A 17,602-nucleotide genomic window follows, 5' to 3' on the forward strand; every position below is an offset into this window, starting at 1 on the left:
ATGGATTATATTTTAAACATAAAAGACTTAAACAAGGATTATAAAACTTTTAGTCTTAAAAACATAAACTTGCAAATCCCCCAAGGGACGGTGATGGGGTTTATAGGAGCAAACGGAGCCGGAAAAACCACAACGATTAAGCTCATCATGCAGCTAATCAAAAAAGATTCGGGGCAAATAGAAATTTTCGGGCAACCGGCCGAAAAAAACTTTAATTCCCTAAAACAAGATATAGGCTTTGTGTATGATGAACCTTGTTTTTATGAGCAATTAAAGATAAGGGATATGACAAAGATTATAGCTTCATTTTACGGCTCTTGGGATTGGGAGGCTTACAAAAATTATCTTTCGCAATTTAAGCTGGATAAAAATCAAAAAATAATGCAGCTTTCAAAGGGAATGAAAACCAAGTACTCCCTTGCCGTCGCCCTATCCCATCATGCGAGACTTATAATTATGGATGAGCCTTCAAGCGGATTAGATCCGATTATAAGGCGGGAACTTTTGGATATTTTTTATGACGTAATAAGCGACGGAAAATCGAGCATCTTTTTTTCGACCCATATTACAAGCGACTTGGAGCGCATTGCAGACTATATCACCTTTATCAAAAACGGAGAAATAGTTTTTTCAAAGAGAAAGGACGATATTTTTTCGGAATACTCTCTGGTAAAAGGAGGTCTTGATGAGCTAAAAGACGGAATAGAAAATAAGCTCATCGGAATACGTAAAACCGGAGTAGGCTTTGAAGCCCTCACAAAAGAAAAACAAGGTCTTCCTTCAAGCATAATAATCGAAAAGCCTTCTTTAGAAGACATCATGTTTTTTTATGAAAAGGCTTCAAATTAAGTTTTTATAGGAGATTCGATAAACAGTTAGGAGAAATTTTATGAGACAATTGATTTTAACACATATAAGAAAAACAAGAGAAAATAAGTTTTTTATGGTGATACTTATCACAATAATAATACTAACTCCCATTATGGTTATGGGAAATAGTAAATACGGTATTTTGGGATTCTTTTTTCCGTTTGTGGTATCTATGCATATTTTTTCTGCTGCTACAAAAATTGAAAGAATAGAAGGCTTTAGAATCGGTGAAGATATCTTATTAAATTCCTTGCCTGTAAGCCGGAAAGAAATAGTTCTCAGCCGATACCTTATTATCTTTTTATTCGGTATGTCGGCAATGCTTCTTTCAGTTTTATCGCAAATAACGGTTTCTGCCGCATTTAAAAGACCTATAGCTATACCTAAAGAAGTTTTTATCATTTTTATAGTTTGCCAATTTATATATAATGTTTTATTTATTCCCTTGGAATACTTTGACAACAAAAAAGCAAATACTATAAAGGGCATTTTATATGGTCTAACTATTTATTTTGTCAGTAAAAAAAATTTAAGTGTACCTTTCGATTACATAATAAATCTTAAGGGGATTGCACCGGCCGTAGTCTTTGCAGGAATAATTATTTTATCTATTTATTATTCGATTTTTTTGAGCATTAAAATATATGAGAAAAAGGAATTTTGATCAAAGTTCCATAAAGAGCAAAGTTTAACCTTCTATTATGACAACGGCGGCGGCGGTAGTTTTTTCGTGGCTTAATGAAAGATGACAAGATTCCCCGCCTTTTTTGTTTAAAGCGTCAAGGGCGGTGCCGGAAAGTTTTAAAAAAGGTCTTCCGGCCTTATCGTTTGCAACGGCTATATCTTTTAGCTCTATCCCGGCCAAGCCTGTTCCAAGAGCTTTTCCTAAGGCTTCTTTTGCAGCAAAGCGGACAGCCAGGGAACGGGCTGCTCCATTTTCCTTCGAAAGCACATATTCAATTTCTTCTTTGCAAAAAAACCTTTCAAGGAGCTTTTTATTGCTCAGCCATTTTTCGAGGCGGGAAACTTCAACTATGTCTATACCGAGACCGAGTATCATAGTTTATTCGGAAGACTTTGTCCTGACTTCAAACTGAATGTTTTTAGGGTTTGCATCTATAAGAGAAAGCTTTCCGGGAATAACGGCTTGAACAGGTAAGCTGTATACACCGGGTTTCGTTATATTGCTGCAGTTTACCCTCAAAACATTTTCAGGCGGAACCCATGAAGCAATAACAGTCTTAGTACCTCTTACAGTAATACTTCCCAAAACGGAATCCGAAACAACTTCAAATTTCTCGTTTAGATTATCAAAATAAAGAGCTATTTCCTCATAAGTTTGTAAACTTACTATTTCGCGTATCTTAATCGAATAGGCAATTCTGGAAGTCCCTATTACGGAAACAAGGGGATTAGAGGCAAACACATCTACATAGCCCGAAAAGCCTGTTTTGCGGTTATCTATTTGTACGCTGTTTGTCAGCATTTCTTCAATTTGCGAAACGGCAGAGTGAGGCCCCTTTATTTCTACTGTAGCAGGATCCACGTCTCTTTCATAAACCTCATAATTTTCTGCCGGAACGCCGCCTAGATTTAAGCGGACATTAACCCTCTTAGATAAACTTTCCTCAAGCGTCAACTTTATATCGGAAGGTTCAACTTCAACTTCAAAATCACTGATACTTGAAGCCAAGCCCTTTAGTTTAGCCTGTATGGGAATGCGGTACTCTCCTGGACTGCTGATTGCAGACAAATCCATATAAGCCATTATATGTTCTTCCCGAATAGGGGCTATAACGGTAGAATCTCCCCAGACCGAAATTTTTACCAGCCTCGGAATATTTACAGCCGGAACCAACTCTCCCGAATTTTCTATAACGAGGGGAGCATAAAAGTATTTTTTTTCTAAAAGGCTGCCCTTATATAACTGCACCAAAACTATGGCAAGGGCAAAACTTATAACCTTTGCAAGCCAGTTTTCCGCTAAGCGGTCAATTATTTTTTTAATTTTCATCTTGTAAGGCCTCCGCTAAATCCAAAGATTCTTCTTGAGCAAAATATTTTTTTATTTCCAAAAGCTGCTCAAGCTGGGCTACAACTTCATCAGCACTTAAATCGTAATAAAGGTGGGAATCATAGGCAAGGCTCAAGGCCCCCGTTTCTTCGGATACGACAAGAACTACTGCATCAGTTTCTTCGGAAACACCTATTGCCGCCCTGTGACGGGTTCCAAAGCTCTTTCTTATATCCTGCTGTTCCGAAAGGGGGAGGAAGCAGCCGGCTGAAACTACCATTCCGTTTTGCACAATTGCAGCTCCGTCATGAAGAGGAGTATCATGCCCGAAAATCGTAACCAGAAGACTTGATGAGAGCCCCGCATTAAGTTTTGTTCCCGTATCGATAATATCCTTTAAATTATTCCGGCGCATAAAAACTACCAACATTCCCCGCCTTTTGTCGGATAAGATTTCGGCAGCAGTAACAACGGAATCTATATGACTGTGGTTTGAGTGCTTTCCGGTTCTGAGCCAGTTGCTCTGCCCTATCTTTAAAAATATTTTACGAAGTTCCGGCTGGAATACGATGGCGACACCTATAACAAGGCCGGGACCTAGGGTATTTAAAATCCATAAAAGGGTTTCAAGCTTAAAAATCATGGCAACGGCATAAATGACCAAAATCGACATTGCACCCTTTATAAGCTGAATTGCCTGAGTTTTTAATAAAATTTGGTAGGCCTTGTACATCAAAAAAGCAAGTAAAAGCACATCAAAAACAGGCCTTAGATATGAAGAATAAAAAGCCGTAATGTTTCTAATAAATTCCATATCCTAATTCTCCTTTACCGGAACAGAGGTCAAAGCCGAAGCGGTATGAGTTTCGGCAAGAAGCAGCTCTGCTGCCTGCACAATGTGTTCTGCCGATACACCTGCTCCTTTAAAAATTTCGGAGCGGGTTCCATGGGGGAAGAACATATCTTCAAAGGCAAGCACCTCGGTTCTTTTATTTTGATATCCGGTTTTACTGCTTTGGTGCCCGGCTTTGTTAATTTGGGACCTTAAAATAAGGGATTCCAAGTGCGAGCTTAAGCTGCCTATCTTCATGCCGTCTTCTACAAAAAGAATGTGTGAATAATCTTTTGTAATATTTAAAAAATATTTTTCGTCTATGGGCTTTGCAAATCTCACATTATATATATCCGTAAACAAGCCCTTATGCGCAAGAATTGCAGAAGCCTCTTTAACTTCATTGTACATCCCTCCGGTACAAGCTATTAAAATGCGGCTCTTATCGGAATTCTTTATCAGTACACCCCGCCCTTTTTCTATGCTTTGAGAAAATTCGGGTATTTCTTTAGGACAATCGGCCTTAGGATATCTTATTGCTATCGGGTTATCCTGAATAAGGGACCAAGAAAGCATTAGATCCAGCTCTTTTTCGGATGCAGGGCAAAGGATTGCCATATTGGGAATGGGGCGAAGCAAGGCTATGTCAAAAAGCCCCTGATGGGTTTCTCCGTCAGCAGGAACGGGGCCCGCTCGGTCTATAGCAAAGACTACAGGCAAGTTTTGTATTGAAGTATCATGTATAACCTGATCTATTGCACGCTGTAAAAAGGTACTGTAAATTGCCGTAACAGGTTTCATCCCGGCAGAGGCCAGGCCTGCTGCAAAGGTAACGGCATGGCCCTCGGCAATACCTACATCAAAAAATCTTTCAGGAAATTTATTATGAAATAGAGAAAGACCGGTTCCCGATTCCATGGCTGCCGTTATGGCAGCTATCTTAGGGTTCTTTTCGGCAGCTTTTACCAAGGACTTTCCAAAGGCTTGAGTAAAGGTAATCGCATCGTTTTTTTCTACCTTTCCGTCGGCAATGTTAAAGGGGCCAATTCCGTGGAAGGCCGAAGGATTTATTTCGGCCAAGGGATAGCCCTTGCCCTTTATAGTTTCAACAAGCATAACAACGGGACTGTTTAATTTTTTTACGTTTTTTAAAACCTTTTCAAGTTCCCTTATGTTATGGCCGTTTATGGGACCTACATATTCAAAACCGAAATCCACAAAGATGTTGTTCTTGTAGAATATCCCCTTCATTCCCCGCTTTAAACGCCAAATTATAGAATTAAGTTTGTTTCCTACAAGGGGAATTGAACCCACAGCCTTGTCAAAAAGGTACTTAAAGCGCTGGTAACCCTCATGAACGGTAAGGCGGCTCAAGTACTCGGAGAAAGCTCCGGTATTTTTGCTTATGGACATTTTATTATCGTTGATTATAACGATTAAATCTTTTTTTAGTTCTCCGGCATTGGAAAGAGCTTCAAAGGCCATCCCGCCGGTCATAGCGCCGTCACCTATAACGGCTATAACCTTACCGCTGTCCTTGTTCAGCCTTTTTCCTTCAAGAATGCCTAGGGCTGCAGAAATCGAAGTTGAGGCATGGCCGGTATTAAAGGCATCATGGATGCTTTCCTCTCTCTTGGGAAAACCTGAAAGACCCTCCCAAAGGCGCAAGGTAGAAAAGCGGGCTTGTCTGCCTGTTATCATCTTATGAGTATAGGCCTGATGACCGACATCCCAGACAATTGCATCATGGGGACTTGAAAAAACCCTGTGGATCGCAAGAGTAAGCTCAATTACCCCCAAATTGCTTGCAAGATGACCGCCGTTGTGTCCTACTACAGTGAGAATTTCTTTTCTTATTTCTACAGCGAGGTCTTTAAGTTCATCATAGGAAAGGAGCTTTATATCCTCGGGGCCTTTTATTTTACTTAATAAGGTTTTCTTTGTCATTCTGTTCCGCTGAAATCTAAAAAAAAGGGGCTTCAAAACTGAGCCCCCCTTCCGTTTAACCGAAAGCTATAGATATTTGAACAATTAGGGGTAGACACTCCTAATTTATTTCTTGTTCTTATGTCGATTCTTTCTAAGCTTCTTCTTTCGTTTATGCGTCGACATCTTCTTTCGTTTTCGTTTTTTTCCGCAAGGCATTCCGGCTCTCCTTAAATAAATAGTATAGGGTCAATAATATTACAAAATGGATAGCTTGTCAATACTAAAGCCCCATTTTTTTAAGGATAATTTAAAATCATCCTATCTTTGATTATTTAACTAATTTGCGCTTATTTAGCTGATAACTTCAAATTTATAACTTTCTTCTTCCTTGTCAAATGTATAATTATAGGTTCTAAGAGCTTCAGCTTCAACTTCCAGTTTAACCGGCCCATAGGTTGTGCTTACGTTCTTATGAAGAACACCCGGCCTTGAAAAAGTAAAGGTAGATTCAATCACATGGGTTCCGGGATTTACATAAAAGCCGCTTTTTAGCTTTTCAGTAAAAAACACAGGCTTTTCTCCGTCAACCGAAAGAATTCTTATAGTGTCGGTGGACATTTTAACCATATTTGCATTATAGTTTATATAAATTTTAACCGCATTCGGGTTTTCCTTGAGCCATTTACCCGTATTTTGCTTTTTTAAATTCATATAAATGATTACGCCTATTATATACACAGCGAAAAAGCCGGCTATGATTATCACATAATTGGAATTTAAATTATTAAAAAAATCAGACATAATAGCCCCCTTATTCAAGGTCTTTTTGATGACTTGTATTTAACTTTGCAACAGTTTCACCCAAGCCGAGCTCTTCTAAAAGCTCCATAAACTTAGTGATGCCTATAAGCTCGCAATCTACCAACTCCTCAGTTCCGCCTTCCTTTGTAAGATAGAGTTTGCAGCTTGTTTCCCCTCTGGAAGTTTTAGTAACTGCACGGATCGAAGTTTTGTCGATGTCATACTTCTCCGTTTTTTTTCCTTTTTTTATAAGCAGGGTACGTCCGTCAAGTTCTATTGTAATTAGATTATTAATAATTATAAACCAAACGTAAGCAGCAAAAACAACGATAAACAATAAAAAACCGGCAACAGTACTTTTTACAAAAAAAGAAGCTATTGCAGTAACAAAAATTGCTGCACCCAATCCAAATAAAAGATTTAAAAATACCCTGTAAGGCCGTGCCTTGTATACACTTTTCATATTTTCCTCCGTGAACGTATTATAATCAATTATTTCTGTAAAGGTCAATATCCTAAAACATAACAATCTTGACATTGACAAGGATTTGAATGTAATATCATAGTATAAATACTTTTATTTTAAGAAGGATGCTATGACAAAACAAAAAGTACCGGCGGCTCCATCTGTGCGGAGACTGCCTTCTTATCTTCAACTTATAAAAAAAGCTGAGGCTGATAAGCTGGAATACATATCTGGAACAGTCATTGCCGAAGAATTGGAACTTGAGCCTATTCAGGTAAGAAAGGACTTGACAATTACCGGAATTGTAGGTAAACCGAAAAAAGGTTATCCCGTTAAACTTCTAATAACGGCTATCGAAAAATTTTTAGGATGGAATAAAGAAAAAAAAGCCTTTGTAATAGGGGCAGGAAGTTTAGGCACGGCTCTTTCAGGCTACCAAGATTTTAAAGAACACGGCCTTGAAATTTGCGCAGCCTTTGATTCCGACAAAAGAAAAATAGGAAAAGAAATTCATGGACTTCCCATATTTGGAATGGATGAATTGGAAAAAAAAGTTAAAGAATATAAACCCGAAATCGCTGTTTTGACTGTTCCTTCAAAATATGCCCAAGAAGCCGCAAATGCTCTTGTAAAAGCCGGTATCAAGGCAATTTGGAATTTTACAAACATCAAAATCAATGTACCCGCCGGGGTTATAGTCCAAAAAGAAGATTTAAGTTCCGGTTATGCAATGCTCGGTGTTATGATGAGCGGCAAAAAATAAAATGCAAAAAAATAAATATCAGGCGGAACTTTTTAAAAACCGACTGCAAAAGAGATTTAAGCATTTATCAAAATGGGCAAGAAGAGAAGGTGTTTTTGCATACAGACTGTATGACAAAGATATTCCTGAAATTCCTCTTGCAGTAGACATCTACTTTGCCGAAGAAAACTGCATAATAAACAGTTCTGCCGAAAAAAAAGCTTTTTTACTGATTTATCTTTACAAGCGGCCCTACGAAAAATCCCAAGAAGAAGAAAAGGAATGGCTTTTAGAAATTGAAGAAGCGGCATCCTCAGTTTTTTCTATTCCTAAAGAAAGAATTTTTACAAAATTGAGGGAAAAGCAAAAGGGAAAAAATCAATACGAAAAAGTTAACTCAAGTAAAAATCTTATGAGTGTAAAAGAAGGAGAATGTTTATTCTACATAAATGTAGAAGACTATTTGGATTCCGGTCTTTTTTTGGATCACCGCCCTGCCCGTTCCATGATTTTTAAAGAAGCAAAAAATAAAAAAGTTTTAAACCTCTTTTCATACACAGGAAGTTTTTCGGTTCATGCGGCAAAGGGCGGCGCTGCTTCAGTAGATTCGGTAGATCTATCCAACACCTACTTAAATTGGGCAAAGGAAAACTTAAAACTAAATAAGCTCTTTGATGAAGAAAAAACTCGGCTTATAAAAAGCGATGTAATCCGATTTTTGGAAAAAGCAATCGAAGAAAAAAAAGAATGGGACTTAATTATCTGCGACCCTCCGACCTTTTCAAATTCAAAAAGTGCGGATGTCTTCGATGTAAATAAGGATTGGCTTAAACTATGCCTTTTATGCCTCGACGTACTTTCAAAAAACGGAAGATTTTATTTTTCGACCAATTCTCAAAAAATAAAATTCGATGAAGCGGAACTGATTAATTCTTCCCCAAAAAAGATAAGGGTAAGGGACATAACAAAGACCTCAATCCCCGAAGACTTTAGAAATCAAAAAATACACAAGATGTGGATGATAGAAGAAGACAAATAGGCAGATCTCTCCACTAATCAAAGAGACCGGGGCTCTATACTAATCGAAAAGACAGGTTTCCCCACTAATCAAAGAGACCGTCTTGCCCATCTCCAAGTCTAGGCGGATTTAACCCCAGATGGTCATAGGCTTTAAGCGTAACCATACGGCCGCGCGGAGTGCGCCGGAGAAGGCCGGACTGGATAAGATAAGGTTCGTAATAATCTTCCAGAGTGTCCTGAGATTCTCCTATCGAGATTGCAAGGGTTTCGGCTCCGACGGGGCCGCCCGAGTAGTTTTCGATAATGGAGCGGAGTATCTGCCTGTCATAGGTTTCAAGACCGAGGCTGTCGATGTTAAGCTGCTTTAAGCCTGCGGCGACTGTCATCTCGTCAATCGCACTCTTGCCTGCAACTTGGGCAAAGTCTCTCATGCGCCGCAACAAACGGTTTGCCACACGCGGAGTTCCGCGTGAACAGCGGGCCAAGGCAAGGGCGGCTTTTTTTTCTATCTTGATTTCGAGGATATAAGCGGAACGGCTTATAATCGAAGCTAGCTCTTCATGGCTGTAAAACTCAAAGCGCTGCACAATTCCGAAGCGGCTTATGAGGGGGCTTGAAACCATCCCTGCCCGCGTGGTAGCCCCGACAAGGGTAAAAGGCGGAATCGGAATGCGCACCGTTCTTGCTCCCGGCCCCTGCCCTATTATCCAGTCGAGTTCATAATCTTCCATTGCGATATAAAGCATCTCTTCGATAGCAGGTTTTAGACGGTGAATCTCGTCTATAAAAAAGACGGAGCGTTCGGTCAGAGTGGTAAGAATACCTGCCAAATCCTTGGGCTTATCGAGGGCAGGAGCTCCCGTAACTTTAAAGTCTACACCGAGCTCGTTGGCCGTAATTTGGGCAAGGGTTGTTTTTCCCAAGCCCGGCGGGCCTATCAAAAAAAGATGATCTAAGCTCTCGCCCCTTTCGCGGGCAGCCTTTATAAAGACGGATAAATTTTCTTTTGCCTTTGTCTGCCCCTGAAAGTCAACAAGAGAGCGGGGACGAAGAGCCCTATCCTTTTCGTCCCCGGCCTGCTCTTCCGGGCGCACTACCTCAAAATCATCGCTCATAATTTTATCGTTTAAAGCGCGGCCTTAAAGATTGCATAAACATCTTCGGCTCTAAGTTCTTGAAAGCCGTAGATAACTCCGTTTTTGCCTCGGTGAGCAACGGCAGCTTCCGCCATTTCTTTTAAATGCTCTTCGCCGATTCCCACTTCTTTTAAGGTCATCGGAATGCCGAGAGATTTAAAAAAGTCTGAAGTACACTCGATTGCTTTTTCGGCCGTTTTATAAACTTCACCTCCCTTAGGAAGACCCCAAACATTTATGCCGTAATCGGCTATCTTTTTTACGGTTTTATCGTTTAAGCACCGGCGCAGCCAATGAGGGGTCAAGATAGCCAAGCCCACTCCGTGAGTGATGTCGTAAAAGGCGCTCAGCTCGTGCTCCATAGGGTGAACCGACCAAGCCGTTTTTTTGCCGTCACTTAAAAGGCCGTTTATAGCCCAAGTGCCTGCCCACATAAGGTTTGAGCGGGCTTCGTAGTTTTCGGGATTTTCAATAGCCAAAGGGCCGTACTCTATACAGGTTTTTAAGATGCTCTCTGCAAACCTGTCTTGAAGATAGGCGCCGTCATTTAGAGTGAAATAACACTCGAAGGTGTGGCTCATAATATCGGCCGTACCTGCGGCTGTCTGATTTTTAGGAACGGAATAGGTGTATTCGGGATCAAGAACCGAAAATTTAGGAAGAAGAGACGGAGCTCCGAAGCCGAGCTTTTCCTTGGTTTTAAGGTTTGAAATAACTGCTCCTCCGTTCATCTCGGAACCGGTCGCAGAAAGGGTAAGGACTGTTCCTATAGGGAGCACGTTTTTAATTTCGGCCTTGCCCGTAATCAGATCCCATGCACTTCCTTCATAGTTTACGCCCGCAGAAACAGCCTTTGAGCAGTCGATGGTGCTTCCCCCTCCGACAGGCAGGATAAAATCCAGCTTATGCTCGCGGACTATTTTTATGCCCTCCTCAACTTCTTCAATACGGGGATTCGGAGAAATACCTGAAAGTTCCTTATAAAAAATTCCGGCTTCATCAAGTTTTTTTACGATTGTGTCATAAAGCCCAATTTTTTTGATACTGCCTCCACCGTAACAAAGGAGAACCCTTTTTCCGTATTTAAGAATCTCAGACGTTAAGTTCTCGATACTGCCCTTACCGAATAAAATTTTAACCGGTACTTCAAATTCAAAATTATACATACTCTACCTCCATAAAAACTTTATGCCCAGTTCATTGAGCGTTCTACCGCTTTTTTCCATCCGGCATAGAGAGAGCTTCTTTTTGCTTCTTCCATGTCCGGCTTAAATTCCCTTTCGATATCCTGTATCCGTTTTATCTCGCCCTGCTCCTTCCAAAAGCCGACTGCAAGGCCTGCAAGATAGGCAGCACCCAAGGCCGTCGTTTCTTTTTCGAAGGGGCGCAACACAGGAACGTTTAAGATATCCGACTGGAACTGCATTAAAAAATTATTTGCGCAGGCCCCGCCGTCAACCTTGAGCGACTTTAAATTTATCTTGGAATCCCTTTCCATAGCATAAAGGACATCCTTTGTTTGATAGGCTATGGCTTCCAAGACCGCACGGACAATATGCTCTCTTTTTGCTCCCCTTGTCAAGCCCAAGAGGGCTCCTCTTGCATACATATCCCAATAGGGTGCACCAAGGCCCGAAAAGGCCGGAACAAAGTAGACCCCGTTCGTATCGTCTACAAGCCCTGCATAGTATTCCGTTTCGTGTGCATTATAGATAAGCTTTAACTCATCCCGCAGCCACTGGACTGCAGCCCCCGCTATAAAGCTGCTTCCCTCCAAAGCATATTTTACACTATTATCTATGCCGAATGCAATAGTCGTAAGAAGCCCGTTTTCAGATTCGATAATTTTTTCTCCCGTATTCATGAGCATAAAGCAGCCCGTACCGTAGGTGTTCTTTGCAGAGCCTTCTTCAAAACAGGCTTGGCCGAAAAGAGCGGCCTGCTGATCCCCCGCAGCTCCCGCAATAGGAATCTTAGCTCCGCCGAAGGTGTGTTCATCGGTATATCCGTAAACATAACTTGAAGGCTTAACCTCAGGCAGCATGGCTTTAGGAATATCAATAGCCTTTAAAAGTTCTTCATCCCATTGCAAGGTGTGAATATTAAAAAGCATTGTGCGGGAAGCGTTTGTGTAATCGGTTACATGCACCTTGCCTCGAGTCAAATTCCAGATAAGCCAGGTGTCGATGTTCCCGAAAAGGAGCTCGCCTTTTTCGGCCATAGACCTTGCCTCAGGCACATTGTCTAAGATCCAATTTATCTTGGTTCCCGAAAAATAAGCATCTATTATCAAGCCGGTTTTTTTTCTGATGGAATCGGAAAGGCCTTTTTCTTTAAGGGCATCGCAGATATCGGCTGTTCTTCGGCATTGCCAAACTATGGCGTTGTAAACGGGGCGGCCCGTGTTTTTATTCCAGACAACGGTTGTTTCTCGCTGATTGGTAATGCCGATTGCGGCAATCTCTTGGGTGGAAACTCCGCTTCTTTCCAAAACCTCGCGGGCTACACCGCTTTGCTTTCCCCATATTTCCATGGCATCATGCTCGACCCAGCCCTGCTTAGGAAAAATTTGAGAAAACTCCTGCTGAGCCGTTGCAAGTTTTTTTCCGCTTTTATCGAACAAGATTGCCCTGCAGCTGGTAGTCCCCTGATCAAAAGCTAATACATATTTTTTCATCTTAGATCCTCCAATCTTCCCTGTTTCATTGCATACACTTCCATACTATCTCCAAGTCTAAACATCTTGCTTATAGACAAAACAATTTTCCAAAGTATTCCGTTCTTTTTAAGATTTTTACACCATTTAAATCTCTCAGGATGGTGCCCTATAGAAACGATTTTTAAAACCTTAAAGCCGTACATACCAAGCTGATCTCTAACCGTTTTAGCATCCCAAATGGAATAGTGGTCTGTAGGACTTTCTGCAAAAAATTTATAAGGCAAAAAGGTTCCGGTAACACCGGAAAGGTTTGGAGTAGAAAAAGCAAAGATTCCGCCCGGCATTAACAGGTCGTTTACTTTTTTTAAAACGGAATCCAAGTCTTGAAAATGTTCGATGACAAACCACATAGTAACGGCTGCAAAACCGTCGTCTTTGATAGGAGTTAAAACCGATTCAAATCCGCTTCCCGTCATTTGCTTTTGGTAGATGTACTCATAAGATGGAGGCAATGAAGGAAAGGCCGAAACAAAGGCCGGAAGTTTTAGCTCATCGGTTACATATTTTACTGCCGCTTCCGAAATATCGGTTCCCACTGCGTACCAGCCCGAATACTTTGCAGCAAGAACAAAGGGACCGTAGGCACAGCCTATATCCAATATTTTCTTTTCGCCGTCAAAAATACTGTATTCTCTTTTGCGGTAAAAAATATCGATATAGAGTTTATCGATAATTTCCATCCGCCGCATTCCCTGTTTTCTTATAGATTCAAAGTCCTCTAAATAAGTCTTGCCGTATTGAGCCTTATACTCATCAAAAAAATAAGTTTTGGTATATTGCTTTGGAGGACTTACTATAAAAGAAATATGATACATACCGCATCGCAGACAATGAGCCATAGTTCGATCCGGAGTTCTGGCTGCAACTTCGGAGGTACTTTCTTCCCCGCATATGGGACACAGGTGTTTTGAACCGAAGGATAAATTTTTTATAAGCGAAGGTAACTCCTTGGATTCGGAATACGGAGTAATAATATTAGGTATCTTAATTCCATGGGAAAAAAGATTAGCAAAGTCTATAACGGAAGGGATTCCAGGAGGAAGAGATGTAAAACCGGCCGCTAAACCTAACTTATAATGATAATCGGTAGGAGAAGCCAAAATCACATAACAGCCTGCGGCCAAGGCTTCAAAAGCCGTAAACCCGTAATGAGTTACAACCAAATCCCATTCATGAAGCCTCTCTTTTAAATTATCAATTCCTGAAAAAACTTTAATTTTTCCTTCACATTGTTTTATATCTTCAAAGCTCAAATTTATATCTATTGCAGAAACATCAAATTTTAAAGAAGCTAGAATTTGCGCAATAGGGAGGGTCATCCTATAAGAATTTTCACCGCCGCAAACTACAAGAACCCTTGTTTTTTTAGGAGTCAAGTGTATCTTTTTATTTTTAATAAATTTGTTGGTTGAAAGCTGCTTTCTCCTATTTACCGGAAGGGATATTAACTCAGGCGAAAAAAGATTAGGAATCCGGTCGGAGATAGAAGCATCTTCAGAAGAGCTTACATTTTTAAGTGAAGGCAATATATCCAAAATAAAATCTGCAAATCCTCGTCCGGTGCCGCCGTCGTCAATTGCTATAACATGCCCTTTATTCTTAAAAAAAGCCATCTCATCTTCAGAAGTTCTAAACCTGTCCAAGACTATCATGGCTGCTTTTTTTGGAAACTCATTTACGATTATATCGGAAGGAATTGAATTTAAAAGAGATTTTGAAAAATTAGGATAATCCGACTCGGGTATATAGATCAAACATCTTAATTTTCCCAAAAGAGATCTAGTCAAATCACATACCCTGTGCAGGTGACCACTTCCGCGGCCCGGAGTAACCGAAGGACAAAAGACCACCAATCTATCGGCATAACTTACAGCCTCAACTATATCGGCAGGCATAAACGGAGACTTTTTTTTATTTGAAATTAAATACTTATAAATTTCTTTTGCCTTTTCATAGTCTTCGGCGGTATCAACGGTAGTACGCAGATCGGGATAATACCACGCAGGCGGAGTCGTCTCTCTAACACATCTATACTTATCGGAATGACCGTAAATTGCAGGAGACACATGCTCATGAGCATATTCATCATCGGTTTCGGAAGCGGCTTTTAAAAGAGAATCGGCTTTGATAATTTCTATTCCGGAGCCGTGCGGAAGGCCTGTGTAAGTAAAATAGTCAGGCTCCCCCAATTCAAAATAACGGCGGATTGAAGCTTCTGCAGCTTGAACAAAGAGAAACGGATTATCGGCCGTAACCCTAATAATAGCTTTTAAAGGTTTATTCGGAAAAGTGGAATTAATAAACCCAACGGCATCACAAAAACGCTTTAACACATCTTCTTCAGGACCCTCAATACAAAGATAACCTAAGGATTCGGCTATCGGTTGAAATTCTTTTTTTGAATTGGTATCGCAGGCTAAAATAAAATGTTCGGCAGGCAATTCTCTAACCGAATCCAAAACTCTGTACAAGATAGGCCTGTCACCCAAGTCCAACAAAGCCTTCCTAACCAAGCGCTTGGAACTCAAGCGGGCTTGAACAATTACGGCCGTTCCTTCATATAAACCAATCATATGCTGGGCTCCCATTTACAAATTAAGTCTTGAGGTGATTTTAAAAAACGGTATTTATTTATATGCACCCAATCTTGTACCGCCTTAAAATATTTATAGGCCTTAAAAGGATTTAAACCGGATCTTACCGCATACGAAAAAAATAAATACCAAGGCAGGCTCCCTCCTTTTTTACCTACAAGAGGGGCCAAATTTTTTAAATAAAAATTTATATAAGAATTATCTGCAGAAATATCTTCAAGAGGGGGAGCTCCGGCATATTTCATTTTATATAAATTTGAAATCAGAATCTCCATACCCCATAGATGGGTTCTAAACCCGAAATCCAAATTTTGCCAATAAGGATTCTCTATAGTATAATCAAAGCCTCCTATTTCGATAAATTTTTCTCTATTATAAATACCTGCAAAATCATACATATAGATTGTATGGGTTAAATCTTTTCTGCATAAAAATTGCTCCGTCGAAAAATCCCTGTGAGTAAGAGAGGGAACAATTTGTACCGGAATGAGAGCATTTTTTTCATCGATTAAAACGGGAGCGACACAGATTACGTCCGATTGAGTAAGGGTATCTATCAAACTTGCAGGAAGGGCCGAAGAGGATAAGGCCATATCACTCCATAAGACCATAACATAATCCGAAGAGACTTCCGAAATACCCAAGTTAATCATGTCCCCTGCTGTAACCTCTTCAAGAGGAACTAAAAATTTTACCTCAGGGAATTGAGAGGACAAGGACTCAAGCTCAAACCCTCGGCGGGAGCTGTCTACAAAAACTATGGAGGTAAAACCTAAATCTATCAGGTTTTGAAAAAGAGAAGAAAGATAATATCGGGCTCCTCTGTTTAATACCAAAACGGAAACAGGGGTTTTAAAATCGCCTGAGCTTTTTCCTAAAACCGTATAAGGAATTTTTCGTTCGTTAAAAATTGTAGGTATAGTATTCATCGCAGGATCCACATAAATCTCCGTATCTGCATTCCAAATGCTTTTTATATACCTCGAATGCTTTTTTACGGATTGAATCTAAACTATCCGAAAAAGCATTTCCTAAAATATTATTCCTTTTAATATCTTCTTTACAAAGAGGTACCGAGCCGTCTGTTAAAATATACATATCTCTTTTTAAATGCCAACAAGGATGGCGATTAAAAGGAGATAAATCTGCGACCCTCCTATCTTCAAGCAATTTACAGAAGGTATCGTATTTTTGAATAATTACATTAACACCCAAATTTTTCCAAAAACGGTAAAAGGGTTCAACCTCTATCTCGTTTTCTTTCATACGCATAATTTGAGCCCATACGGCATCGGGGAAAACTTTTTTTAAACCGTCGGTAAAGGTAAGAGCTTGTTTTAGTTTTATGTTTGCCTCATCTTCGGAAAGGCCGTGCACCTTAGCATACATCCCTGAACTTACCGCATCAATAGATACAATCCAATAGACGGGAAGCATTTTATTTTTTCTTTTTGGAGAGGCCTCAATAATTTTTTCGAGACGGTCTATAAATGATGAAGGCCAATATAAGCCGCAAGTTTCAATCAAAACGGATAACTTAGGAAAAGATAAGATTTTTTCGATTACCGAAAGAGTGTCACTGTACATTGAGGGTTCAGCGAAAACCGAAAGAGAAATTACGGCATCATCGGAATATTCTGCAATTTTTTCGACAAGAGAAAAAAGAACCGTCTTATCCATTTCTTTTTTTTCTTCAAGTCCTAACACCTCGTTGGGCTTATATATCGAATTAAGAGGATAAGAAGAATTTATCTCGATACTATAATATGCAGGAAGGGTAAAAAGCTCTTCTTTTTTTTCGTCTATCAGTTCTGCATAGTTTTCGGCATTTATACCTGCAAAACGGCTGCATAAAAGAGCATTGCGTTTTGAGTCGGCGGCAAAGCGGAGACGCAGATGCCGTAAATCGAAAGGAGCTATCATGGTTTCAATATCATAGCTGTTTATTTCTTTTTTTATCGTATCGAAAATAAAAGAACGCTCAAAGGAAGTTTCGTTTTCGGAAAGTTTTGCAAGAATAGGACAAAGCCCCGAGGCGAGAATTTCAGGGATAAGACCTTCCGGGTATCCGTCGGCAAAGCTGTACTCGGCCCTGTATTCCAAATGCCGGTTAAAAAGTTTTTCAGCTGCATTTAAATCGATAAGGGGTTCATCCCCATGCATAAAAAAGACATTTTCAAAACCGGATGATTCGGCTTCTTTTGCGGCCTCTTCAAAAACAGCTTGAGGACTTATTTTTTCCAAGACCTTAACCTTCCACTCTATTCCTAGCTCTTCCGATTTTATATTTTTTAAAATAGAAATAATAGGCTCTTCGCATGAAGCGGAGGTTAAAACAATGATTTTTTTACAATCGGGAAAGGCGGCAGCCGCACGGAAAGAGGCTTCAAAGGGGATTATACCGTTTTCGAGTTTTTTAAACGAATACTCCGAAATATCATAGGCGGATAAAACAGCAAAAGACTTCATAGCTCCTATA

The 17,602-nt window shown here is 40.2% G+C and carries 16 protein-coding genes; 4 read left to right on the forward strand and 12 right to left on the reverse strand.

The window, feature by feature from the left end:
- Both E4O04_RS09900 and E4O04_RS09905 read left to right on the forward strand, forming a co-directional pair.
- A complete protein-coding gene (locus E4O04_RS09900; protein WP_253707705.1) occupies nt 1–849 on the forward strand; it encodes an ABC transporter ATP-binding protein in 849 nt (282 codons plus the stop codon).
- A gap of 40 nt (nt 850–889) precedes the next feature.
- A complete protein-coding gene (locus tag E4O04_RS09905) occupies nt 890–1,534 on the forward strand; it encodes an ABC-2 transporter permease (protein WP_253687545.1) in 645 nt (214 codons plus the stop codon).
- A gap of 24 nt (nt 1,535–1,558) precedes the next feature.
- Here E4O04_RS09905 and E4O04_RS09910 read toward each other — a convergent pair whose 3' ends face one another.
- From E4O04_RS09910 to E4O04_RS09935, 6 genes are all read right to left on the reverse strand, one after another.
- Nucleotides 1,559–1,930: a holo-ACP synthase gene (locus tag E4O04_RS09910; RefSeq protein WP_253687544.1), complete on the reverse strand. Its 372-nt coding sequence runs from the start codon at nt 1,928–1,930 to the stop codon at nt 1,559–1,561.
- A 3-nt stretch (nt 1,931–1,933) separates the two neighbouring features.
- Nucleotides 1,934–2,884 (reverse strand): CdaR family protein, encoded by a 951-nt coding sequence (locus tag E4O04_RS09915; RefSeq protein ID WP_253687543.1) that lies wholly within the window; start codon nt 2,882–2,884, stop codon nt 1,934–1,936.
- The gene (gene cdaA / locus E4O04_RS09920; RefSeq protein WP_253687542.1) at nt 2,874–3,698 is read right to left on the reverse strand and encodes a diadenylate cyclase CdaA; all 825 of its coding nucleotides are present in this window, start codon (nt 3,696–3,698) and stop codon (nt 2,874–2,876) included. Before cdaA ends, E4O04_RS09915 begins: the two co-directional genes overlap by 11 nt.
- Before the next feature lie 3 nt (nt 3,699–3,701).
- A complete protein-coding gene (gene dxs / locus E4O04_RS09925) occupies nt 3,702–5,663 on the reverse strand; it encodes a 1-deoxy-D-xylulose-5-phosphate synthase (protein ID WP_253710843.1) in 1,962 nt (653 codons plus the stop codon).
- A 333-nt stretch (nt 5,664–5,996) separates the two neighbouring features.
- A complete protein-coding gene (locus E4O04_RS09930) occupies nt 5,997–6,446 on the reverse strand; it encodes a hypothetical protein (protein ID WP_253687541.1) in 450 nt (149 codons plus the stop codon).
- A gap of 10 nt (nt 6,447–6,456) precedes the next feature.
- Entirely contained in the window at nt 6,457–6,909 is a 453-nt protein-coding gene (locus E4O04_RS09935; RefSeq protein WP_253707707.1) for a hypothetical protein, read from the reverse strand.
- Between the two features lie 133 nt (nt 6,910–7,042).
- Between E4O04_RS09935 and E4O04_RS09940 the strand changes: the two genes are divergently transcribed.
- Together E4O04_RS09940 and E4O04_RS09945 are read left to right on the forward strand one after the other, a co-directional pair.
- Nucleotides 7,043–7,675, forward strand: a complete 633-nt coding sequence (locus E4O04_RS09940) for a redox-sensing transcriptional repressor Rex (protein WP_253687539.1) — start codon at nt 7,043–7,045, stop codon at nt 7,673–7,675.
- A 1-nt stretch (nt 7,676) separates the two neighbouring features.
- Nucleotides 7,677–8,693: a class I SAM-dependent methyltransferase gene (locus E4O04_RS09945; protein WP_253707709.1), complete on the forward strand. Its 1,017-nt coding sequence runs from the start codon at nt 7,677–7,679 to the stop codon at nt 8,691–8,693.
- Nucleotides 8,694–8,757: 64 nt separating this feature from the next.
- On the opposite strand, the gene ruvB is transcribed toward E4O04_RS09945, so the two are convergent.
- Genes ruvB through E4O04_RS09975 form a run of 6 tightly spaced genes read right to left on the reverse strand, consistent with a single transcriptional unit; the run spans nt 8,758 to nt 17,592 of the window.
- The gene (gene ruvB, locus E4O04_RS09950; protein ID WP_253687537.1) at nt 8,758–9,789 is read right to left on the reverse strand and encodes a Holliday junction branch migration DNA helicase RuvB; all 1,032 of its coding nucleotides are present in this window, start codon (nt 9,787–9,789) and stop codon (nt 8,758–8,760) included.
- Nucleotides 9,790–9,800: 11 nt separating this feature from the next.
- Nucleotides 9,801–10,976, reverse strand: coding sequence for an iron-containing alcohol dehydrogenase (locus E4O04_RS09955; RefSeq protein WP_253687536.1), 1,176 nt, complete (start codon nt 10,974–10,976; stop codon nt 9,801–9,803).
- Nucleotides 10,977–10,996: 20 nt separating this feature from the next.
- A complete protein-coding gene (glpK, locus tag E4O04_RS09960) occupies nt 10,997–12,487 on the reverse strand; it encodes a glycerol kinase GlpK (protein WP_253707711.1) in 1,491 nt (496 codons plus the stop codon).
- A complete protein-coding gene (locus tag E4O04_RS09965; RefSeq protein WP_253687534.1) occupies nt 12,484–15,102 on the reverse strand; it encodes a bifunctional glycosyltransferase/class I SAM-dependent methyltransferase in 2,619 nt (872 codons plus the stop codon). The genes glpK and E4O04_RS09965 overlap by 4 nt, the downstream gene beginning before the upstream one ends.
- A complete protein-coding gene (locus E4O04_RS09970) occupies nt 15,099–16,052 on the reverse strand; it encodes a glycosyltransferase family A protein (protein WP_253707713.1) in 954 nt (317 codons plus the stop codon). The genes E4O04_RS09965 and E4O04_RS09970 overlap by 4 nt, the downstream gene beginning before the upstream one ends.
- Entirely contained in the window at nt 16,027–17,592 is a 1,566-nt protein-coding gene (locus E4O04_RS09975; RefSeq protein ID WP_253707715.1) for a spiro-SPASM protein, read from the reverse strand. The genes E4O04_RS09970 and E4O04_RS09975 overlap by 26 nt, the downstream gene beginning before the upstream one ends.
- Nucleotides 17,593–17,602 lie beyond the last annotated feature (10 nt).

The organism is Treponema sp. OMZ 799 (assembly GCF_024181365.1).
Classification (GTDB): Bacteria; Spirochaetota; Spirochaetia; order Treponematales; family Treponemataceae; genus Treponema_B.